The sequence below is a fragment of the Gemmata obscuriglobus genome, assembly GCF_008065095.1.
GTDB lineage: Bacteria > Planctomycetota > Planctomycetia > Gemmatales > Gemmataceae > Gemmata > Gemmata obscuriglobus.
Genome location: NZ_CP042911.1, coordinates 2752475 through 2774144, shown reverse-complemented (window position 1 = coordinate 2774144; position 21670 = coordinate 2752475). Strand labels below are relative to the sequence as shown.

General features: G+C 66.5%; 20 protein-coding genes and 1 tRNA gene. 9 read left to right on the top strand and 12 right to left on the bottom strand.

All coding sequences use genetic code 11. The features are described from left to right. Positions 1–82 precede the first annotated feature (82 nt). The 4 genes from rpsD to GobsT_RS11530 are packed head-to-tail and all read left to right on the top strand — an operon-like array spanning position 83 to position 3515. On the top strand, positions 83–691 hold the full coding sequence (gene rpsD, locus GobsT_RS11545) for a 30S ribosomal protein S4 (protein ID WP_010049417.1): 609 nt from the start codon (positions 83–85) through the stop codon (positions 689–691). 39 nt (positions 692–730) lie between these two features. After that, entirely contained in the window at positions 731–1693 is a 963-nt protein-coding gene (locus tag GobsT_RS11540) for a DUF1559 domain-containing protein (protein ID WP_010049416.1), read from the top strand. Then, complete coding sequence (locus GobsT_RS11535) at positions 1683–3038, top strand: hypothetical protein (RefSeq protein WP_010049412.1); 1356 nt, start codon at positions 1683–1685, stop codon at positions 3036–3038. The genes GobsT_RS11540 and GobsT_RS11535 overlap by 11 nt, the downstream gene beginning before the upstream one ends. Before the next feature lie 24 nt (positions 3039–3062). Then, the gene (locus tag GobsT_RS11530) at positions 3063–3515 is read left to right on the top strand and encodes a hypothetical protein (protein ID WP_010049411.1); all 453 of its coding nucleotides are present in this window, start codon (positions 3063–3065) and stop codon (positions 3513–3515) included. Between the two features lie 234 nt (positions 3516–3749). Here the strand turns inward: GobsT_RS11530 and GobsT_RS11525 are convergent, their stop codons facing one another. Continuing rightward, complete coding sequence (locus tag GobsT_RS11525; protein ID WP_010048220.1) at positions 3750–5801, bottom strand: FAD-dependent oxidoreductase; 2052 nt, start codon at positions 5799–5801, stop codon at positions 3750–3752. Positions 5802–6013: 212 nt separating this feature from the next. On the opposite strand from GobsT_RS11525, the gene GobsT_RS11520 reads away from it, so the two are divergent. Continuing rightward, on the top strand, positions 6014–7003 hold the full coding sequence (locus GobsT_RS11520) for a class I SAM-dependent methyltransferase (RefSeq protein ID WP_010048219.1): 990 nt from the start codon (positions 6014–6016) through the stop codon (positions 7001–7003). Positions 7004–7305: 302 nt separating this feature from the next. After that, positions 7306–7521, top strand: a complete 216-nt coding sequence (locus GobsT_RS11515) for a hypothetical protein (RefSeq protein WP_010048218.1) — start codon at positions 7306–7308, stop codon at positions 7519–7521. A gap of 257 nt (positions 7522–7778) precedes the next feature. Here GobsT_RS11515 and GobsT_RS11510 read toward each other — a convergent pair whose 3' ends face one another. Continuing rightward, entirely contained in the window at positions 7779–8900 is a 1122-nt protein-coding gene (locus GobsT_RS11510) for a glycosyltransferase family 2 protein (RefSeq protein ID WP_010048216.1), read from the bottom strand. Between the two features lie 25 nt (positions 8901–8925). Beyond that, positions 8926–9882, bottom strand: coding sequence for a GDP-L-fucose synthase family protein (locus GobsT_RS11505; protein ID WP_010048214.1), 957 nt, complete (start codon positions 9880–9882; stop codon positions 8926–8928). Positions 9883–10638: 756 nt separating this feature from the next. On the opposite strand from GobsT_RS11505, the gene GobsT_RS38735 reads away from it, so the two are divergent. Next, a complete protein-coding gene (locus GobsT_RS38735; RefSeq protein WP_010048213.1) occupies positions 10639–11718 on the top strand; it encodes a DUF1559 domain-containing protein in 1080 nt (359 codons plus the stop codon). A gap of 575 nt (positions 11719–12293) precedes the next feature. Here the strand turns inward: GobsT_RS38735 and GobsT_RS11495 are convergent. The 3 genes from GobsT_RS11495 to GobsT_RS11490 all read right to left on the bottom strand — a co-directional run bounded on the left by GobsT_RS11495 (position 12294) and on the right by GobsT_RS11490 (position 14125). After that, positions 12294–12848 (bottom strand): DUF6398 domain-containing protein, encoded by a 555-nt coding sequence (locus tag GobsT_RS11495; protein WP_010048212.1) that lies wholly within the window; start codon positions 12846–12848, stop codon positions 12294–12296. A 142-nt stretch (positions 12849–12990) separates the two neighbouring features. Beyond that, the gene (locus GobsT_RS37680) at positions 12991–13152 is read right to left on the bottom strand and encodes a hypothetical protein (RefSeq protein ID WP_010048210.1); all 162 of its coding nucleotides are present in this window, start codon (positions 13150–13152) and stop codon (positions 12991–12993) included. 376 nt (positions 13153–13528) lie between these two features. Continuing rightward, positions 13529–14125 carry a DUF1990 family protein gene (locus tag GobsT_RS11490; protein ID WP_010047466.1) on the bottom strand — a complete coding sequence of 199 codons (597 nt, stop codon included), beginning with the start codon at positions 14123–14125 and terminating at the stop codon, positions 13529–13531. A 133-nt stretch (positions 14126–14258) separates the two neighbouring features. On the opposite strand from GobsT_RS11490, the gene GobsT_RS11485 reads away from it, so the two are divergent. Continuing rightward, entirely contained in the window at positions 14259–15197 is a 939-nt protein-coding gene (locus GobsT_RS11485) for an NAD(P)H-binding protein (RefSeq protein ID WP_010047465.1), read from the top strand. A 185-nt stretch (positions 15198–15382) separates the two neighbouring features. On the opposite strand, the gene GobsT_RS11480 is transcribed toward GobsT_RS11485, so the two are convergent. Beyond that, entirely contained in the window at positions 15383–16867 is a 1485-nt protein-coding gene (locus GobsT_RS11480) for a sigma-70 family RNA polymerase sigma factor (RefSeq protein WP_010047462.1), read from the bottom strand. A gap of 63 nt (positions 16868–16930) precedes the next feature. Next, positions 16931–18001: a GNAT family N-acetyltransferase gene (locus tag GobsT_RS38730; protein ID WP_010047460.1), complete on the bottom strand. Its 1071-nt coding sequence runs from the start codon at positions 17999–18001 to the stop codon at positions 16931–16933. An 81-nt stretch (positions 18002–18082) separates the two neighbouring features. Here GobsT_RS38730 and GobsT_RS11465 point away from each other — a divergent pair, with 81 nt between their 5' ends. Next, positions 18083–18259, top strand: a complete 177-nt coding sequence (locus GobsT_RS11465) for a DUF2256 domain-containing protein (protein ID WP_071529341.1) — start codon at positions 18083–18085, stop codon at positions 18257–18259. Between the two features lie 93 nt (positions 18260–18352). Here GobsT_RS11465 and GobsT_RS11460 read toward each other — a convergent pair whose 3' ends face one another. From GobsT_RS11460 to GobsT_RS11445, 4 genes are all read right to left on the bottom strand, one after another. Beyond that, positions 18353–18745, bottom strand: a complete 393-nt coding sequence (locus GobsT_RS11460; RefSeq protein WP_010047458.1) for a TspO/MBR family protein — start codon at positions 18743–18745, stop codon at positions 18353–18355. A 13-nt stretch (positions 18746–18758) separates the two neighbouring features. Continuing rightward, positions 18759–19004 carry a hypothetical protein gene (locus tag GobsT_RS11455; protein ID WP_010047456.1) on the bottom strand — a complete coding sequence of 82 codons (246 nt, stop codon included), beginning with the start codon at positions 19002–19004 and terminating at the stop codon, positions 18759–18761. A gap of 261 nt (positions 19005–19265) precedes the next feature. Next, a tRNA-Leu gene (locus GobsT_RS11450) sits at positions 19266–19349 on the bottom strand. Positions 19350–19442: 93 nt separating this feature from the next. Further along, positions 19443–21629: a hypothetical protein gene (locus GobsT_RS11445; protein WP_010047455.1), complete on the bottom strand. Its 2187-nt coding sequence runs from the start codon at positions 21627–21629 to the stop codon at positions 19443–19445. Positions 21630–21670 lie beyond the last annotated feature (41 nt).

Sequence of the window (21670 nt, the reverse complement as noted above, 5' to 3'; positions counted from 1 at the left end):
GGCCGGGAACCTAGTCATCGCAACTCCTTGCTAGGAATCGGCTTGCGAATTGACTATCCACCCGGCCGGGGAGTACCGAACGATGAGCCGGCATTCGCAACCCAAGGGCAAAGTGAACCGGGCCCTGGGGATGGTGATTTACGAGAAGCGCGGCGCGGTCAAGGCGTTGGAGCGCCGCGAGTACCGGCCCGGGATGCACGGGCAGCGCAAGGGCAAGGTGTCCGAGTACGGCCTGGCGCTCCGCGAGAAGAAGAAGATCAAGCACTACTACGGGCTGCACGAGCGCCAACTGGTGCGGTTCTACCAGCTCGCCACCAAGTCCCCCGAGAACACCGGCACGGAGCTGCTGGTGCTGTGCGAGCGGCGGCTCGACAACGTGGTGCGGCGGGCCGGCTTCGCCCGCACCCGGGACGAGGCCCGGCAGGGCGTCAACCACGGGCACTTCCAGGTCAACGGGCGCAAGGTGGACGTGGCGTCGTACCTGGTGAAGGCCGGCGACGTGGTGGCCGTGAAGGCCCGCCCGAACCTGCAAAAGAAGTACCGCGAGCGGCTCACCGAGGGGCTGCACAGCGCCGACTGGCTGGTGAGCGACGCGGAGGCCCTGTCGTTCACCGTCACGCGGCTGCCCGCGGACGGGGACGTGAGCCTGCCGGTCGATATCCAGCGGGTCATTGAAATCCTCAGCCGCTGACGCGGCGCCGGACGGTTTTACCTACCAGGAGTCCCTTTCGTGGCTGTGTCGAGGCGCGGGTTCACGCTGATCGAGCTTCTTGTGGTGATCGCGATCATCGCGATTCTCATCGGGCTGCTGCTGCCGGCCGTGCAGAAAGTGCGCGAGGCCGCGGCCCGGATGAAGTGCCAGAACAACCTCAAGCAGTTGGTGCTGGGGCTGCACAACTACGAGTCCGCCAACGGCGCGTTCCCGACCTCGGTCAGCGGCACCCCGACGGGCGGCGTCGCGGTGAACCACTTCTGGGGCGCGCAGATCCTCCCGTACATGGAGCAGAACCCGCTCGCGAACGTATACAACTACAACGTCAAGTTCAGCGACATCGCGAACCGCGAGGCGGTCCAGTACCACCTGCCGTTCATGCGGTGCCCGAGCACCCCGGGCGCCCCGCGGATGCACACCAAGTTCGGCGCCGTCGTTCCGGCCGGCGAAACCAAATGGCCGGCCGCCGCGTGCGACTACGCCGGCAGCGCCGGCCCGGACACGAAGCTGTGGACCGTCAAGCCCCCGGTGGTGAGCTACGCGCAGCCGAACACCGACGGGTTCTTCTCCGGGAGCGTTAAGCCGGGCGAGCGGGGCCGTCAGTACCGCGACATCACCGACGGCGCGTCCAACACCGTCGTACTGGTGGAATCGGCCGCGCGTCCCGAGGTGTGGCAAGCGGGCCAATTGCTGGCGGGGTCCGGGCAAGAGACGTCGGCGTCGGCGGCTTACGTGACAATCTGCTCGTGGGCCGAGGGGAACCTGTTCAAGGTCCGCGGGTACTCGCAAGACGGGGTCACCAACGGCGGCCCGTGTCTGGTGAACTGCACGAACAACTACTCCATGTACAGTTTCCACTCGGGCCTGGTGAACACCGGGCGGGTGGACGGGTCGGTGCGGACGATTCGACAGGGTGTGAGCGCCGACGTGATCGCCGCGCTGCTCACGATTCAAGGTGGGGAGGTGGTGAGTGACGAGTGATCGCGTCGCCGTCGGGGTGCTGGCGCTTCTGATGTCCGTGCCGGTTGCAGCGCTCCCGACGGCCCCCGCCCCGCGCCCTTCGCCCCGTTTTCCCGTTGGACACGCACTTGAAGGTCTCCCGACATCCGAGACGCCGGGGGCCGTCTACTCCCGCGACCCGGCCCACCCGTTAAACGAACTCCACGCGCTGCTGTTCACCCAAGACCAAGTGCCGGAGGAGATCGCGGCCGTACTACCCGCTGAGCGAGCGGATCGACGCGATGTCGATTTCTTCGTGAAGGGCTGGCAGTTCGGTAAGCGGAAAGGCACGACCGCCGACCGGGTCGTATTCGGCGGCGACGTGCGCGTGTCGGCGCTCACGTCCGTCGGGACGGAGCGCCGCAAACGGCTGCTGGAACTGCTCGGCACCGTTTCGACCGCCGAGCAAGTTGCGGCCATGCCGGAGCTAAAAGCGCCGGTTGTCCGTATACTATTTCAGTGGGACGTGCTGAGTGTCTGGTGGCGTCTGGAAACGAGCCGCAAGTGGGGCCGTAGCGACGACACCGAACTGCTGACCGCACTGGCCAAAACGGTGCGATCGCTGGCCCTGCCGCGAAACGAACTAACCGCCCTGCCCGCCGGTACCGCCGAACTGACGAAGCAGTTCGCGCACCATAACAAGCCGAAAGACGGCGCGACGCCGTACCTCCCCGCCCTGCCGTTCGACGGCCCTCCGACTTCCGCGTGGGTGGAAGTGGACCGCAAAGCCGGCAAACTGTTCCGCGGAGACCAGGCGCTGCGAGCCAGTCGAATCTTCCTGAACGCCGGCGATCGCGCGTCGTCCGCCGGACTCGTCACCACCGCGGCCCAACAGGCGGGCCGGGTCGAGGTGCCGGACGGGACCGAGGTGGCGCTGGTGCTGTCACTGGTCGCGTTCGACCCGGACCTGAACCCGGTGGCGACGCCGGTGGTGGACGAGGTGCGGGTGCGGCGGCTGAGCGGCCCGTTTAAGCTCGCGGCCGACAACCCGACGAGTTCGAAGGACGGCGTGGACCACTGGGTGTACTTCCGGTCGCGCACCGGCTCGGCCCTCGGCGGGGAGGCGTTCCGGTTCGTCCCGGACACCACGCAGGGGCTGTTCCTGGAGTACGGATCGGCCAAACACACCACGTTCGCCGCACAGTGCGCGCTGTGCCACCGGACCGACACCAACACGCCCTCGCTGCCGCGCGGCGTGAGCGTGCTGAACCCGATCAACCGGCCGCGCGTCGCCGACGCGGCGACGAACCGGTTTCGTGTCGCGGAGGACGAGATGCGGCCGGTGGCCGACCGGCTCCGCGACCGGTTGAACCCGAAGGGCGAGTGACCGTTTCCCGTACCGAGGTTTCCCATGCGCGTGCGATTCGTGCTGACCGCCTGCGTCGTTCTGGCCCTGTCCGCCAGCGGCCGCACCGACGACCCGAAGCCGGCCGGCAAGCAGGTGTTCTGCCCGGTGATGACGAAGGACGAGATCACCGATCCGGTGTACGTCGACTGGAAGGGCGTCAAGATCGGGCTGTGCTGCGACACCTGCGTGAGCAAGTTCAAGGCCGAGCCCGAGGCGTACCTGCTGCCGGACCTGCTGCCGCAGCTCAAGGGCAAGGAGCTGCCCAAGCGGAAGATCGAGCAGATCCACTGCCCGGTGAACCGCGACAAGGTGGTGAGCAGCAAGGACCCGTCCGTCGAGTACAAGGGCGTGAAGGTCTACTTCTGGAACGCCACCGCCAAGAAGAAGTTCGAGGCTGATCCGGCGAAGTACGCCGACCCCGCCGTGCTGCCGCAGCTCAAGAACGCGAAGAAGTGACCGCCCCGGCAACCGGCGTCGGTCTGATTCACGGTCCGGTTGTTGGTATCCGTTTTGGCTGTTGTCTTTGTGGCACAGACATTCCTGTCTGTGCAGCGCGATAAGGCCGCACAGACAGGAATGTCTGTGCCACAAGAATCAGACACTACCAGCCGGGTTATGATGATTCCTCCTAAACCTCCCGAAGACATGACGGACGCCGGTCGTGCGACGGCGTGCGGCACGCGATAGCAATCACTTCACCGGCACGAACTGGACCGCGTCCAGAATCACGTACCCGTCGGCGCCGACGTTCGTGATGGTGACGCTGCCGCCCTTCCCCTTGGCAAACTCGAACGTCCCGAGCGACACCCACAGCCCGTCGATCGGCGGCTTCTTCTTCTGGTCCACCGTCTTTTCGGTCGCGCCGCCGGCGTGGGTCACCGTCACCGCCGCGTTCGACGCGCGGTTCGCGTTGGCGGAGTACGCCACCCGCACCTCGTACTTACCGGCCGCCGGGAGATCGGGCACGAACTTGGCCGTCTGCTTGCCCCGGTCCGCGTTGCCGTCGTGCCGGTAGCCGAAGCCGACGAACGGCCCGATGGTCGAGCTGACCGTTTCAAAGCCCGTGCGCTCCGCGTCGGCGTCGTCCACCACCACGCCCGCCAGCTTCTTCGGGTCCACGGCGCCGGCCGACGGCGGCGCGGCGGACTCCAGCACCTGGCCGTCGGCCAGCAGCCGCTTCCGCAGCGCGTCGTAGTCCAGTTTCTGCGCGTCCACCTTGGTGTCGATGGCCAGGCACGCGGCGGTCGCGGCGCTCTGGCCGAGCACCATGAACACCGGCTCCATCCGGACCGACCCGTAAGCGATGTGGGAGCAGCTCAGGCACACCGGCACGAACAGGTTGGGGCACTCGCCGGTTTGCGGCACGATCGACTTGTAGCTGATGCGGTACGGCCCGCCGGGGGACACCTGCACGTCCCCCTCGTTCTGAACGAACCCGTCGGCCGTGACGTACCGGCAGCAGTTGTGCGAGTCCATGTTGTACGACCCCATCCCGACGGACATCGGGGTGTCCCGCCGGCGCCGGCAGTCCTGTTCGGTGACGACGTAGTCCGCCACCATGCGCCGGGCCTCGCGCACGTAGATCTGGTGCGGCCAGTGCCCGGTGTCGGTGAACTCGTCCTTCGCCAGCCCCCACTTCGCGAACTGGTCGCGCACCTTCTGGGGCACCCGGCGGTGGTTCTGGAGCGCCCACATGAGCCCCTTCTGGTAACTCAGGTGCGCGGCAACGATCTTCTCGCGCTCCGCGTACCCGGCCTCGGGGTACTTGTAGTTCTGGCCGATGAAGTCGGTGCTCACGGCGAAGTTGTTGTTGGTGTCGGTCTTACCGTTGGGCATCCGGTCCGGCTTGATAGGCACCCGCAGGTCCCCGGCCTCGAAGTTCCGGAACAGCAGCTCGTACTTCGCCTCGTCGAAGTCCTGCGGCTTCTCGAACGGCACGCGGTTCTCGGGCACGTCGGTCATGCACATGCGGAAGCAGTACGCCTGGACCCGCTTGTCCCCCTCGCCGTCGGCCGGGAGCGGGTCGGCGTCGATGCCGAACAGGAGCCCGCTTTTGGGGTCGCCGGGCTTGACATACGGGTCCACCTTCGCGGTGAACCGGTGGGTGTGCTGGTTCCACTTGCGGGCCACGCCGTTGAGCGCCTCGTCGTAGCGCGAGTTCGGCTCGCGCCCCACGGCGAACGAGACGCCCGCCGCAGCCATCAGGTCGCCCTCGTAGGTGGCGTCGATGAACATCTTGCCCGCGAACGTCTTCCCGCCCTCGGTGCTGAGCGAGGTGATGCGCTTGCCGTCGAGCGCCACGCCCTTCGCGCGGTCGAGCCGCTGCCCGAACACGACCTCCACCTTGGCCTCTTTGAGGAAGTCCCGCAGGATCTGCTCGGCCACCTTGGGCTCGAACGTCCACATGGCGTCCTCGTCCTTGCGGTAGAACGGGTACCCCTCGCGCTTCTGGTGGGTCCACGCCTCTGGGGCGTCGTAGTGCTTTTTGACCCGCTGGTAGAACGCCCGCGCGAGCCCGCCGATGACGCGCTTGTCGCCGCTGTCGGTCCACCCGAGCCCGCCGCTGGTGAGCCCGCCGATGTGCGCGCCCGGTTCCACCAGCACGACCGTTTTACCCATCCGCGCGGCCTGCACGGCCGCCATCGCGCCGCCGGCCGTTCCGCCGTACACCACGACATCGTACTCGGCGGCGCGGGCCGCCGCGGGGAGCGAGAGAAGGGCCACCGCAACCAGGTAGCGCATGACAGGACTCGGGATCGGGGAAGAGGAGCCGCACGTGTGCCGCGCGGCTCCGGGTGTTGTACGGCCCCGGGCGCGGAGGTTACACCCGCATACGGACGGTAGCAACCGTCACGCCGCCGCCGCTCGACTCGAAGGCGCCTTGACTCCCAAAACGGCGGCAGGTTAAGTTTTGCCGAATTGTCCCGCACAGCCGACCCACGGACGGGTTGCAGATGATGAACCGCCCGCCCCTAGCGATCCAAACAGACAGCGTGCCGGCGCCCGCGCGCGCGTCCGCCGTCGCGTGGGACGAGTCGCCGTGCCCGCTGTGCGGGTCCGACGCGGACCCGGGGCCGCCCGTGCTCGAAGCCCCGGACCCGCTCCCGCCGCCGAAAACCGGCCTGATGTTCGCGGTCGTCAGGTGCCGCCGGTGCGCGCTGGTCTTCACGAACCCGCGGCCGAGCGAGCGCGCCATCACCCGCTTCTACCCGCCGGACTACGAGCCGCACCGCCGCCCCCGGCAGCCGCGCCGCACCCGCCGGGCGCGCCCGCTCCTCGCGCGACTGTTCGGCCGCCCGTGCGCCGAGCGGCGGGGCGCGTTGCCCTGGCCCGGGCCGGGGCGGCTGCTCGACTTCGGGTGCGGCACCGGCGGGTTCCTCAAAACGATGGCCGATCGCGGCTGGGCGGTCACCGGGCTGGACTCTTGCCCCGGTGTGATCGACGCCGTCCGCACGGGCTACGGGCTGCCCGCCCTGGTGGGCTCGCTGCCCCACCCGGACCTCGCCCCGGGCTCGTTCGATGTGGTGACCATGTGGCACTCGCTCGAGCACATCCACCGGCCCCTCGAGCTGCTGCGGGAGGCGTTCAAGCTCCTGATACCGGGGGGCAAGCTGGTCGTCGCGACCCCGAACATCGAGAGCGCCCCGTACCGGCTGTTCGGCCCGGCGTGGTTCGGGCTGGACCTGCCGCGGCACCTCACGCACTTCGCCCCCGGCACGCTCACGGCCATGCTCCAGGCGGCCGGGTTCCGCGCGGCCCCGGTGCGACAGTTCCGGCACAGCGACTGGCTCCGCATGAGCGCGCGGCGCGCGGCCGCGGTCGGCGCCGCGGGCCCGTTCGCCCGGCTCCTCCAGTGGAAGCCGGCGGCGCGCCTGGCGGCCTGGGCGTGCTACCTCGCCGGCTCATCGGACTGTATGGTGTGTGTCGCCGAGCGCCCGGCCTGACGGCCCTTCGTCCGAACGCCGCTCCTCTTCAAGCGAACCGCAGCGCGACGACCGGTCGCGTGCCGCGGCCCGCGCGGCCGCAGGCGGCGCGCTTTACAACCCAAACACCGAGCATCACATTCACGCAAATTGCCGCGCGTGCGTCTGGCGGAACTGAGGCGGCCGCGTCGAGGCGCGGCGGCGCGTGACGCGATACGCTCGAAGACGGGAAACGTGTTCCGCCGCCGCGGGCGCGGGCAACCGGCGGCGGAACCGCTCGATAACCTCTGTGGGAGCCGCGAACTACCGCAGGAGACGCCGCCGTGACGCCCACCGAAGCCGTACTCGAAGCCGCTCCCGACGCCCCGATCACGTTCGAGATCTGGCGGTGCTACCGGGCGAACAACTCCTGGGTCAGCGCCGGCCGGTTCCCGACCTACGCCGCGGCCCTCCGCGCGGTGCCGAACCGCGGGCGCGCCCCGGGGTGGGTCGTGCTACCGGTCTGGGCGCGGCCCGCGTCCACAACACCGTTGGAGTGAGCGCCGCCGGACATGCGTGGGGTGGCGATTCGGGGAGGGGCGGCCGAAGCGCCGGTCCCTGAACGCGGCGGGCCGGCGCCGTTGAGTGTGTTGGTCCTGGCAGTTGGGTCAGGTTCGGGCGTTCGCTCGCGGCCATTGTCCTCGTCGGCCGGTGTGGAAGCCGGGCGGAGCCTCTAACTTCGCGGGCATCACAAAGGCCGCACTTCAAGCCGAGCGCCGCGCACCATCGACCAGGGCGGTCCGCCTCATCAAACCTGTCAATATCTAAAAATACCAAGATTATACATGCGGTCATGGAAGACGTGCCAGCCGAGGTACCGGCGCACCGCGGCCTTGATCTCCAGAGGGTCCGGCACGCGCCCGAGTGAGCGCTCGCGCAGCCGGGCCATTTCCAACTCGCCCTGCGTGCTGACCACGGTCATGGTCTTGGAGTTCCCGTGGATGCGAAACGCCCCGAGGAACCGCGGGTAACGGTAGAACTTGGCCCCGGCGGCCTGGAACCGCAGCAGCAGGTCCCAATCCATCGCGAACCGAAAGCTCTCGTCGATCCCGCCCACCTTATCCCATATGCGGCGCCGCCAGAACATGGTTTCCTGGGGCACGTAATCGGCCCACCGGAGCACCTCGTCGTCGTGGTGCGGGATCACCCACCGCCCGATCTCCTGGCCCTCGCCGTTGATCAGCACGCGGTGCCCGTAAACCACGTCGACGTCCGGGTGGTCCTGAAAAAACCGGGCGACGGTGTGCAGCGCGCCCGGCAGCAGCAGGTCGTCGGAGTTGAGGTAGGCCATGATCTCGCCGGTGGTCCCCGCGAGCCCGAGGTTGATGGCGTGGGACTGGCCGTTGTCCTTGCGCGACTCGCACCGGGACAGGCGCGTGCGGTACCGGTTCAGCACCTCGTGGGTGCTGTCGGTCGATCCCCCGTCCTGGACCACGTACTCGAGCCGGGGGTAGTCCTGGTCGAGCACGCTGCGGATGGTCTGCTCGAGGAACCGCCCCTGGTTGAACGACGGGGTGGCGATCGAGATGGTGGGCGGGTTCGTGAGGCGCGGCACGCGGTGGTACCGGCGCGGCACCCACACCTCCTTCGGCTCGTTGGCGAACTCCAGTTTGCCGAGCCGCACCTTCAGCTTGAGCAGCTCCTTGGTGTGGTGCCGGATCCAAATCTTCCAGGGCAGTTTGGGCCGCGGCGGGGACACGAGCGCGCGCAACCGGGTGACCTCGGTGTGCATCCGGGCCACCTCCTGCCGCATGCTGTACGCCTGCTCGACCATGGCCGCGAGCCGCGTCTCCATGACCTGGAGCCGCTCCGGGGCGCTGTGGCCGAGGACCGGCTCGACGGGCGTCGCGTTGGTGTCGGGCTCGGGTGTCGCGTCCACAGTTCTCTCCTGGTGCGGTGAGCGGTCAAGCCGCGGCGCGGCTCGTCGTCGCGTGGTGGGCGCGGTACCACGAGACCGTCTCCGCGAGCCCGCGGTCCAGCGTGGTGGTGGCTTCGAACCCGATCAGCTCCTTCGCGCGGCTGGTGTCGAGGCACCGGCGCGGCTGGCCGTCGGGCTGGGTCGGGTCGAACTTCAGCGCGCCGCGGTAGCCGACGTGGTCGGCGATCCGCTGGGCGAGGTCGCGGATGGCGATCTCGTGCCCGGACCCGAGGTTCACCGGGTCCGGCGTTTCGAGCCGCTCGGCGGCGAGCCGGATGCCGCGGGCGGCGTCGCCCACGTAGAGGAACTCGCGGGTGGCCTTCCCCGTCCCCCACACCGGCACCTCCGGCAGGTTCAGCTCCTGCGCGGCGACGCACTTGCGGATCAGCGCCGGGATCACGTGCGAGGTCTGGAGGTCGAAGTTGTCCCACGGGCCGTACAGGTTCACCGGCAGCACGTACACCCCGGGGAAGTCGAACTCCTGCTTGTACGCCTGGAGCTGCGCGAGCAGCATCTTCTTGGCCAGCCCGTACGGCGCGTTGGTCTCTTCCGGGTACCCGTTCCAGAGGTCCGCCTCCTTGAACGGCACCGGGGTGAACTTCGGGTACGCGCAGATGGTGCCCGCGCAGACGAACTTCTCCAGCCCGCGGCGGCGGCACTGTTCGATGAGCTGCACGCCCATCATCAGGTTGTCGTAAAGGAACGTGCCGGGGTGCTTGCGGTTGGCCCCGATCCCGCCGACCACCGCGGCGAGGTGGATCACCACATCCGGGCGGCTCCACTCGAGCACCGCACGCACCGCGTCAGCGTCCGTCAGGTCGTACTCGGCGCGCCGCGGCGCGAACAGGCAGGTGCAGCCCACCTGCCGCAGTTCGGTGACCACATGGCGGCCCAAAAAGCCGCCCCCGCCGGTCACCAGGATTCGCTTGTTCCGCAGGTCCATCGGGTGCCCTTCCCTGAGCCTCGATCGCTTCGCTTCGCGCCCTGTGAGGCGGTACGAACGGTATTATCGACCGAGTCCGCCGATGCGATTTACACAATCTGCTCACACCACACAACCGCAACTACCAAAGCGCCAGGAACCGGCCAGTGCCGGTCCGCGTTCCACACGGCGGCGGGCGTTCGGGATCAGCCCCGGCCGTCTGACGCCGGCCGGGTTGCCACACCGCCAGACATGAAACACGGAGTGGTCCTGGGTAACCGACAGGATTGGGGGGTGTGGAATGCCGCATCAAGGGCGGATGAACGAGTACTGGTCCCGGAACCGCACGGGGTTACCAGATCGCGCGCGACACTCCGCGGGCAACAGACGCACCGCCGAGTTTCGCAAACGCGCCAGTACCGGCGGAACAATCCCACTCGTTACTCCAGATTCGCCCGGCGTCACATCAACAGCGTGATGCCGGGCGGGTCAGAACTGAAATTGTGAGAAAACGATTGACACCGAGCGATTTCATGTGAATTATATTTACTTAGCGGGGTGAACTCATCCCGGTTGCTGATTGGTGTGATGCCTCTCTCGCTTTAGCATCGCATTAGGCAACCGGTCTATTTTCACTCACCTTGCTCGCTCTCGTAATCTCCTGATTGTCCGTTCATTCGTATTGCCGGTCTGCCGGCCAAGCCTGGGCACGCGCTCGTCAGGGAACGTCTCTCTGTTCCCGCGCTGAGTCAGCGCGCTCGTTGAGGGAGTATTCTCATGTCCGTTGCTCGTTCGGGGCGAAAACGTTCCGGCTTCACCCTCATTGAGTTGTTGGTTGTGATCGCGATCATTGCGATCCTCATCGGGCTTCTGCTGCCCGCAGTCCAGAAGGTGCGCGAAGCCGCCGCGCGGATGAGCTGCCAGAACAACCTCAAGCAGATCGGGCTGGCTTCTCACAATTACGAATCGGCCAACGGCGTCCTGCCTCCGGGCTTTTTGGGCGGCAACGCCAGCGGCGGTTTTTGGGGCGGCCAGATCGCCAGTTCGCTGTTCTTCATGCTGCCGTACCTCGAACAGGATAACTTGTTCAAGCAGTACAGGGGCACGTACACCGTGACGACGTTCACGGCGGCGAACGGCACGTTCACGGCCGCACAGTGGTGGGGCGGAAACCCTGATTACAGCTTGTCCACCACGAAGATCAAAATGTTCCGCTGCCCGGCCGACCCGAACCCGGGTGCGACCTCGTCCACCAACGGCGCGATTGTTAACCTGGGTCCGGACCCCGCGGTATCGGGCACCAACGCATGCACCTGGGGATGGTTCACGAACGGCAACCAGTACGACATCGGAATCACGAACTACACCGGCGTTGCCGGCGCGCTGGGTGACAACGTCTCGACCAGTTCCGCGTCCGACGGTCCGGGCATCAGCCTGCAAAAGTACCGCGGCATTTACTACAACCGGTCGCAAACGAAAATCACCGCGATCACCGATGGCACGTCGAACACACTGGCTTTCGGCGAGACGCTGGGTAAGAACCCGTCCGACCCGAACCTCTTCGGTGGTATCTCGTGGATGGGTGTCGGAGCGATGCCGACCAAATTCGGGTTGCACAACGGTCTGAGCACCACCGGCACCGGCGGTTCGTCGGGCGCCCTCCCGCTCTGCTTCGGCAGCATGCACACGGGCGGCGTCATCAACTTCTCCTTGGGCGACGGGTCGGTGCGGACGCTGCGCCCGGGTTCGGCCGGTGTTCGGAACCCGCTCCCCAGTGGCGGCGACTGGCTGATCCTCCAGCAGTTGTCCGGTGCGGCCGACGGCGACACGTTTAACGCCGGCCAGTTGATGAACTAACGACGTCGGCTTGAGATCGCAGCCGCGCCCCCGGATTGCTTGTGCTCGGGGAACGCGGCTACGACCACACGCTTTTTGCCACGACATTCAACTCAGAGCAATCGAAATGTTGCGAACAAGTTTCAAAGTAATGATTCTGCTCGGTGTGAGCACTGCTATCGGCTGTGGGTCGAAAGCGGAGCCGATACCGACGAACCTGAACCAGTCCCTGCCGAAGGGGGTAGCCGGAAGCGGCGGACCGGGACCGAAAGACGGAGGAAAGGCGAAGGCCCCACAGGGTGGAGCGTCTGAGCAGTAGAAGCTACCGTGGGCCGCGTGTCGCACGACGTTGCCGGTTACCGTGTCGCGGCTCACGCCCCGACACGGCCACACAGGGGTGACCCGAATTGGCGCCGGTGATCGAACGCACCGGCGCCAATTGCGATCGACATTTTTGACTGTGCGATTACCGCGATGGGCGTCGCTCTCAAAGCGTCGTTTCCATCGCTTTATTACCTTTGCAAAATCCACCCGACACAGGGTTGCACGTCCCGTGTAGCGAGCCGACCGTTCCCGGTTTCGACTTCGCCGTTGTCCTACTCCGCGGTGTCCGGTTGCTCGTCAGCAACGGACGGCGGTCGTTCGGGGATGTACGGGATCAGCCCCTTGCGAAGCGCCTCCTCCTGAACCTCCCGCTTCAGATACCGGGCGTCGATGATGAACCCGTTGATCTGAATCATCCAGGCCGTCGGGTTGCGGTCCATTCGACTGCGGAGCGTCCAGGCCGGGTCCATCGACCTGATCTTGAACATCTTGCGGATCAGCACGGACTTCCCCTGGCCCGTACTTTCGCCGACCCCGAACGCCTTGTCGATGGCGGTCAGCTTCATGTGGGGCGTCTGGTCCCGGTCGTCTAAATAGTTCACCCACCCGACCGTGCGCACGATGCCACAGGCCCAGGTGGTCGGCTTGCCGCCGAGGAGCGGCGACGGACGCTTGCGGGCCAGTTTCTCGGTCAGGCGTCGGCAGAGTTCGGCGTACTCTTCGTTCAGGTGTTTCTGGCAGAACGTCTCAACCAGCCGGGCGATCTCCTCAAACGCGGGCCGCACGTCCTCGGTGATCCCGGCGCCGGGCTTCTTTCGCTTCGCCACTCGTGCCTCCCGTGATTGGCTCTGATGTCCGCTACTGCATCCCCAACTCGGCGACGACCGCCTTCACTTTGCGTTCCGCCTCCCGGCGGGCCATCTGGCGAGTCTCGCGCAAGTACCGGATCGCCTGTGTCCGCTCGCCCGTTCACACCAGACCGTAGAGTTTGAACTCCCAGATCGAATCGGTGCCGGGTGCGGCGGAGAGCAACTCCACCCGCACCTTGCCGTCCGGGATGCCGCAGACAAGAATCCGCCGCCGGTCGTCCGGGTACTGAGTCTTCTTGTACTCGACCAAGCCGTCGGTCATGGCGTCAACGTCATTCCAGTAGTTTCAAATTCCAGGTTCCAAGTTCCAAGTGGAAACCGGCTCCAGTCGTTCCAAGTTGGTCACGTGCGTGCGCCACCGGCCTGCGGATGCCGACGGTTCGACGAGCCACGGTCGAACCGTCGGCGTCCGCAGGCCGGTGTAACTTCGGCGTGCTCTGGGCTCCCGGCCGATCGCCACGGCCGCGCGAACTTGAAACGATGGGACTCGGTACCCGCTCCGGACCGCCCGTGTGCCGTTTGGCTTGACGTGGAACTTGGAACCTGGAACTTGAAACTACTGGATTCGGTTTTGAGCCACCTGAGCGGTTCGGATCGAAGTTGCTTTTCGGCGATCATACCGCGTCCCCTGACTCCAGTCATTCGGGATGACCGGCCCCGGCGGGGCGGATGGCCCGGAGCATCGCCGCCGCCGAGTGCCGCCCGAACCGCTTCTGCTTGCGCCGCACCACGGGGTAGCCGATGCGGGCCAAGACGTGCTTCGGGCGGGAGAACGCCAGGATGTCGTACCACACGCCGCCGCTTGCCCGGTCCCACTCGATCAGGAACCGCTCCTCCCCGCGCTCGACGTGGCCCGGCAGCGTCCCGTAGGCGAACCCGAACCTCGACACCGGCCCCGCCTCGTCCACGGTGTACACGATCCGGCAGGCGTTGAGCCACCACAGCCCGACGGCCCGGCCCATCACCGCCACCACCGCGCCGGTTCGGATGGGCGTGTCCGGCGACCAGGCCTCGACCCAGCCCAGCCGGAACTGCTCCCACCGCCGCAGTGCGTCGACCGCCGAGCGGAACACCGGTTCGCCCTCCCCCAGTTTGGTGCGGGTGCGGTCCACGTCGAACCCGTCGGGCGGGGTGCCGGCGGTTGCGCCCACCGCCGCATAGGTGAACGGCAGGTCCGACTGCGCCGCCAGGAACGGGCGCAGCGTGTCGGCCGACGGCTTTCGCAACGACAGCATTCGCACCTTCGATCTCGCCCGAAACGATTCGGGATTACGGTACAACTATTGCGATAGAGACGGGCGCGGGTACCGCCCGTGAGGAATGATACCCGCAGAACGAACCACTTCCCAACCGAGAGCCGGGCCGAAGATGCAACCGGAGCCGAATCGTTCCGAAGACCCGAACACCGCTGTCACCCTCGTGGCCGGGGCATCCGGTTACGTCGGCGGGCGGCTGATCCCGCTCCTCGAAGCGCAACCGGGGGTTGTTCGGTGCCTGGCCCGGAACCCGGACAAGTTGCGCCCGCACGTTCGGGCGACCACGGAGGTCGTTCCGGGCGACGTGCTCACCCCGCACTCGCTGGACGGGGCGCTGCAGGGCGTTCGGACGGCCTACTACCTCGTTCACCTGATGTCCGGCCCCGGCGACTTCGAGAAGGACGACCGTGAGGGGGCGACCAACTTCGCCCGGGCGGCAACGCGGGCCGGGGTGCGGCGGATCATTTACCTCGGCGGGTTGGGGGACGACGCCGACCCGGACCTCTCGCCCCACCTGCGGAGCCGCCACGAGGTCGGCGACATCCTGCGGGCGTCGGGCGTGGAAACCGTCGAGTTCCGGGCGTCCCTGGTGATCGGCACCGGGAGCCTGTCGTTCGACCTGGTGAAGAAGTTGACCGACCGGTTGCCGGTGATGCTGTGCCCGCGCTGGCTGAACACGCCGACCCAGCCCGTCGCCGTGGACGACGTGCTGGCCTACCTGCTGGCGGCGAAAGACCTGCCGCCGGGCGGGAGCCGGACCTTCGAGATCGGGTGCCCGGAGGCAACCAGCTACGGCGGGATGATCCGGGAGTACGCCCGGCAGACGGGGCGGCGCCGGTGGCTGATCTCGGTGCCCGTGCTGACCCCGTACCTGTCCGGGCTGTGGCTGGCGCTGGTGACGCCCGCGGCGTTCGAGGTCGGCCGCCACCTGATCGAGGGGCTGAAGAACCCCACCGTGGTGCGGGACAAGGCGGCGCTGGACGTGTTCCCGATCAGGCCGATGAGCGTTCGCGCAGCGATCCAGAAGGCGCTCGGCGACACGACCGGCTGACCGCCGCGGCCCCGCGTGCTCGGGATGGCGGAATCACGACTTCGCCTACGTCGAGAAGGAGGACAACGAAAGCGGCTTCACCCAAAGCAGGTGAAGCCGCCCAAGCCGTTCGCCCCCGACCGTGCAGAAGGTGAAGGGGATGGTCCTTAATGAGTTGATCCCGAAGTTGAAGCCGATGGCCCTGCTCACCGGTCCTTCTTTGGGTCGGCACGTTTGAACATCCCCGCACAGCACCCGTCGTCCTGCTCGGTGAAGAAAGCCTGCGGGCGTGGGTACTTGGCGGCATCACAGGTGTTCCAACACAGCGAGTCGCCATCGAGCATGAAGATGCCGTGGATGGTCTTGCCCTTAACTTCTTCGGCTTCGGCAAAAGTAATTACCCACTCGATCTGCCTGGGGCTGGCGTCGAGATCGACCAACTTGAACGTCCCGGACTGGAAGACCTTGCCATCCAGCTTGGTTTCCCAGGTGTTCCCCTTGATCGTGTTGATGATGTCAAGCTCGCTCTTCGTGCCATTGCTGTGCATGGCCACGAGCTTCCATGTCCCCTGAAGACGCTCCTGCATCGCCTTGACAGCGGCTTCCTTCGCCGCTGCTTGCTTCGCATCGGGTGCATCCGACCCGGCCTTCGTTGGTGCGTGGTCCTGCTTCGCCAGAACGACAGTTACGCCGACTCCGATGAGGCACGTCGCCAGCATCAGGACTCCCGCCAACGCTTTGAGTTTGCTCATGAACATGGCTTTCAGCACTCCTTCCGTGAGAGCGGCGACCTTGACCGATATCACCCCCGTTGTCGCCCGCCCCGCCGCCGTGAGGCTTGTGACCTTGATCGTGTTCGACACCACCAACGCCGGGACGCCCGCCGACGCCACGTTCTGCGACAGGACCGCCGCCAACGACCCACCGGACAGCGTGACACCCCGTTGAGTGAGTCGCTTCGCCAACATTGCCCTCGCCCTCGCCAGCCGACTCGCCACGCTCCCTTCGGGGATGTCGAGTTGCCTGGCCGCCTCCCTGCGGGTCATGCCCTCAAGGTCGCACAGGACGACGACGACCCGGTAGTGGTCGGGCAGGCGGCTCAACTCCTTGTCCACGACGCTCTGCAAGTCGGAGACACGGACTTCCGCCACGGTCGGTTCGGGCATAATCACCACCTGCGTCTCACGTCGTCCCCGCTTCGCCGCCAACGCCCTCACCCGCCCCGCCGTCTGCCGGGCCACGCCGTAGAGCCAGTTGGCGACAGCATGCCTCGGCACGTCCGCTGCCTTGCGGACGAGGACAAGGAACGTGGCCTGAAACGCATCCTCGGCATCGTGGTGGTCGAGGAGGCGGCGACAGACGCCCCACACCATCGGGGCGTGACGCCGCACAAGGGCTGCAAGGACGTCTTCATCCCGGCTTCTCACGAAGCGGGCCAAGAGTTCCCCATCGGTCACGCCGTCACCGTCCGGCCTGACATCAGCCCGAAGGTGCTGGATGACCACGCTTATCTGGCCCGTCGGCATCGTCTTCAGCCTCACCGCCATCGTCGCCTCTTCTTCATTATCCTCGATGCGGCCTGTTTTGATCCACCAGTTTGGCATCGCCCACCGAAATGACTTGCCGAAGGAGCGACGACCGCCGCCGACCACCCACGAGATCGAGAAACGGCTCGCCGTCGCCCAAAGCATGGCATCGAGATCAAGCGGCGCATTGAATCAATCAGCGGGAGAGTCGCGGGATGAAGCCGGGGCTTACCGCAGCACGAGGACGGCCTCTTCGCACTCCGGGTACCGGTCGCTGGCGGGCGCGAGGTGAACCCGCTCGACGACGAACCCGCACTTCTGGAGCACCCGCAGGGACGCACCGTTACTCGTGGCGGCGGTGGCGACCAGCGGGCGCTTCGTGACTTCGCCCAGCAACAGGTGCAGCGCCCGGCCGGCGATCCGCATGCCCCAAAACGCCCGGTCGATCCAGTACCCGACGTGGTCCTCGCCGTCCATCGGGAAGCAAGAAATGTACCCGACCATCTCCCCGTCGAACAGAACGGCCCTGGTGGTGTTCACCGGGTCGGCCAGCGCCTTCGTCCAGTGTGCGTCGAACGCCTCACGGCTCCGGGGGTTCGTGACCGCCATGCGGTTCGACTCCGGGTCGAGTTGCATCTCGAACATGCGGGGAAGATCGCCCGGTTGAACGGCACGAAGCCGCACGGGACCACCCGTCGTTGGGTTGGCGTTCGCCGGTTTCTGAGCGATGAAGTAGACGTGGTCTTCAGGGTGCTGGTCGTACTCCAGGTGGCGGCAGACGCAGCCCGCTGCGGCCAGGATTCGCAACGTCCTGGGGATGCCGAGTGTGGCGTGGTACATGGGTGGTCCCATGAACGTGTTCTGCCGCTCGTCCGGCCCGTCCGTGCCGCCCGTCGAGAAGACCAGAACGCCACCCGCCGCCAGCCCCCGACAGAGCTTCGTCAGGACCGGCCCCTGGCGGTCCAGCGGGACGTGCCACACGCTGTCCCAGGCCACGATCAGGTCATATGGCTGGGGCTGTTCCCACCCGCAGATGTCGGCGTGAAACAGCCGGGCGTTCGGGTGACGGTCGCGTGCGAGGGCGATCATGGCCGGGGACACGTCGAGGCCGTCCGTGCGGAACCCGTGCTTGTCCAACAGTCCCATCAGTCGCCCGGTGCCGCACCCCACGTCGAGGGCCGTGCCTTTGCGTTTTACGAAGGCGACGGCCCGCTCGATTTGGGCGAACCCGTAGGTCGAGAGGTCGAGCCACTGATGGGCGATCTGGTCGTAGCTGGCGGCGACGTGTTCAGGGGTCATGCCTGGATTCCCGGCGGACATCGCCTTGCCCTGCGGCGCTCACCGCCGTGCGCTACAATGGCCGTTGCCCGAACATCATCAATGCCGAGTGCTGCCGTGGCCCGCAAGAAAGAGAACCTGCCCTCGAAGACGTGTGCGGTCTGCGGGCGCCCGTTCACCTGGCGGAAGAAGTGGGAACGGTGCTGGGATCACGTGCGGTACTGCAGCGAGGCGTGCCGAGCAGGGCGGGCGAAACGTGTCGCACAGAGTTCGCAGTAGCTTCAGGTTCCAGGTTCCACGCCACAGGGCTGGTGCGAGTCGATTCTCCACGAACTCGCTCGTCTCGGGTGAACGCTCCGAACCGCAGGTCCGTCAGTTCATCGCTGTAATCGACAATTGGATCGCTGTAGCGAGCGACACCCAAATGAAATACGGAACTTGGGCGAAGGCGACCCACCGGTAATGCGACCAGACGGCGACCACGCACCAGAGGATCGTCGCCCACACGACCACGATGTCCGCCGCCGCCAACGGCACGCTCCGCAGTCCGGCGAAGATCGGCATGAACAAGAGGTTGGCGACGAGGTTCGCGGCGAACGGCAGGGCGACCCGGCGTGGCAATTTGCGCCGTAACGCCTGTATGAACACGAACCCGAAGCTGACGAGGATGATTGGGTACAGGCACCCCCAGATCAGGCGGATCGTTGCCGGGGCGGGGGTCCACCAGGGTTTGGCGAGCGAATCGTACCAGTCGATCCAGTTCATCTCGGTTGCGTCCTTACAGGTTCTGCGGCACGGCTATGAACGCATCACCCGCCCCGACCATAATAGGTTCGGACAAGTCCACCCACCCGCCGTCGCCCACCGCCGCTTCTGCCAACAGGCGCCGCCGCTCGCCGGTGCCGGGATCGATCTGGTAGACGGCCACCCGAATACCGGCTTCGACACCCTCCAAATGGAAACGAGCAATGCGCCGGTCGTCGGCGAACCGGAAGGTGAAGAACGGGTCCTCGAACAGTGTCACGCCGTCCTCGCTCGTCGGTGAGTTCGAGCCGCCGACCGCACGCCGTCAGTGCGAAACTCGGACGTGTAAATCCGTTAAGAACAGCGACCGCAACGGATTCAGGTTCGGGGGCGTGAAGTGGGCACTCGGCTTCTCGTCCTTTTGGGTGCCCGAAAGCCGTTATTGCTTAAACATCGGCCTAAATAATGTGAAGCCGGTAGTCTGCTAGGAATCCGGTTAGAAACGAAAAAAGCCCACCGGTTTTACCCGATGGGCTGAAGGTGCCGAGGAGAGGACTTGAACCTCCACGCCCTTGCGAGCGCTAGAACCTGAATCTAGTGCGTCTGCCAATTCCGCCACCTCGGCATCCCCTTGCGTCAGGGGTGTGAAGCTATCTTAAAGAGACGAGGCGGAAGGTCAAGCGCCGCGCACGAAACCTTCCGCTCTTTCTCGGCTCGCTCAGCGCCCATCGCCCCCGCCACTACCAGGTCCAAACAAACCCGGCATGCCCATCGGGTTGGTCGCCGGCGTTTTCGGCGCCGAAAGCACCAGGGGGACATCAACCCCGACCAGCCCGACGCTGTTGATGTAGGTGAACCAGTCGTTAGCGAATTTCTTGACCGCAACCGGATCGGCCGGGCCGTCTTCTGAGGTCGAAAGCCCGAACACCCGCACAAACACCCCGAACGCGGTACGGCCGTCGATCGGCAGGTCGCGCGGCAGCTTATTTAGTTCGGCAATGTACCGTTTGAGTTCGGCCGGTCGGGCCTTGGCGAGGTAGTAGTAGAGAGCCCATGACGTGGCGTTTGCCTTGAGCGCCAATCGCTGTTGCTTGCGCCGGAGCAGCAGAGCGGGATCTTCCTCCGCCGATGCGGTCGCAGCGCCTTGGCCGGGCATGCCCGGGCCGCCCGGAATCCCGGGGCCGCGCCCCCCCTCCCCGTCCATCCCGGGGCGCCCCGGTTGGCCAGGGAACATCGGGGCCATTGGGTTCGGGTTGACCTTCTTCGTCACCTTTTTCGGCGGAGCGGGGTCGGGGTCGTCGCCGTTCTTGATCCCGTTAAAGTACACATCGCCGAGCACGTTCTCCAGCAACCGGTCGGCTTCTGAGGGCAGTTCCTTTTTGGTAACGAAGTCGCGGAAGTGGCGCTGAAGCACGTAGTTCGGCCCGCCGTACCCGGTGGCCAGCGCGACGTGCATGTTGGGTGTCTCGTCATCGCCAACGGTGACGTAGGCCGGCCCGCGCGGCCGGGTGAAGAAGTTGACCGCCCCGTTGGTGAGCCACACCGGGAGCGTAACGTGCTTCGGCAGGACCCCGGTGGCGTACAGCAGTTGCCTGGAACCCTCGCGGCTGACCGCCGCGATCTCCGCGTCGTCGATCGCCAGGCGCTCGACGGCGGCGAGCGTGGACGCGTGCGCCACGTCGTCCGGCTTGGTGCCCTTCTGCCCACTGAAATCGATCTCGGGGGCCTTACCCGCGAGCAACTGCTGGCGGTTCAGCCCGCGCCCGAACAGTTGCTGGTTCTGCCGCAGAAACGTCTGGCCGACGTCGTCCATGCGTTCGGGCGAAAGCACCAGAACCCCGTGATCGGGCGCGTAAAACGCGTCGGATATCGGCAGCCCGTCGAGCGCGCGGTTCAGGCTGCGGACGGCTTCCGGCCCGGGCGCGAGCACCGCGACGAGCGGCTTGTTTGGCACCGGAAGCGTTTCACCTCGGGTGGCGTGCCACAGGTAAAACGCCTTGAAATTGTCGTTCAGTTGCGCCGCCCGGCGCGCAACATCCGCTGAGTTATTGTCCGCCGCGAGGACGGAGTAGTGGCCGAGCGTGGTGACGTTTCCGTTGCGAAAGTCGAGCCGCTCCTGCCACAGGGCGGCATCGCTCGGCGCCCCCGGGGTGTCGGCCACGGCCTTGCGGACGGCGGACCACGCCGCCACAAACGGCTTCACGTCGCGCTCCGGAATGGTGACCTTCGTGTCTTGCGCGGCCGCGACCAGCTCATCGGCGTAAGTCAGTGCTTCGGTCACCATCCCCGCCTGGAGCGCCATCACGACCGCGTCGTAGAGCACGCGACCGTCGGTCTTGGCCAGGCGCCAGGCGGCATATTTATCGAGCACCTCTGTGTGACGGGTCTTTTTCGGCCCCGGTGTGGTGAGCAATTCTTCGTAAAGCTGAATGGTGGTGCTATCAATGAACAGGAAAGCAGACAGCTTCTGCCCGTAGTGACGCAGCTCGAGCTTTCGGAACTCGGGGTTGAGCTGCGGGTGGCCGGCGCGGTTGGGGAGAAGCTTCCCTCGCTTGAGATCGGTTTCGAGCGGCACCACAACCACAATGGACCGCGTGTGGTCGGAGGAGCCGCCTGGCGCCGCAGTGCCCCCCGGCCCCATCGGCATGCCGCCGCCCGGACCGAACGGTCCCGTTCCACCCGGCCCACCCGGTAGCGGCATCCCCCCTCCGGGTGAACCGCCGCGCGGACCCGGGCCGCCGAACGAGCCGGGCGGAGCGATGCCGCCGGGGCCGCCGGGAATCGATTCGCCGCCCGGTGTGGCGCCGCCACCTTCGAGCAGAACCCGGATGATAATGTACCCCGCAAACGTCGGTGTCACTCCGACGGTCACGAGAACCGCCAGGGACAGCAGGAACCGTCTCATTCGATCCTCTCCATCGGAAACCTGTGGGGTCGGCCTCGCCA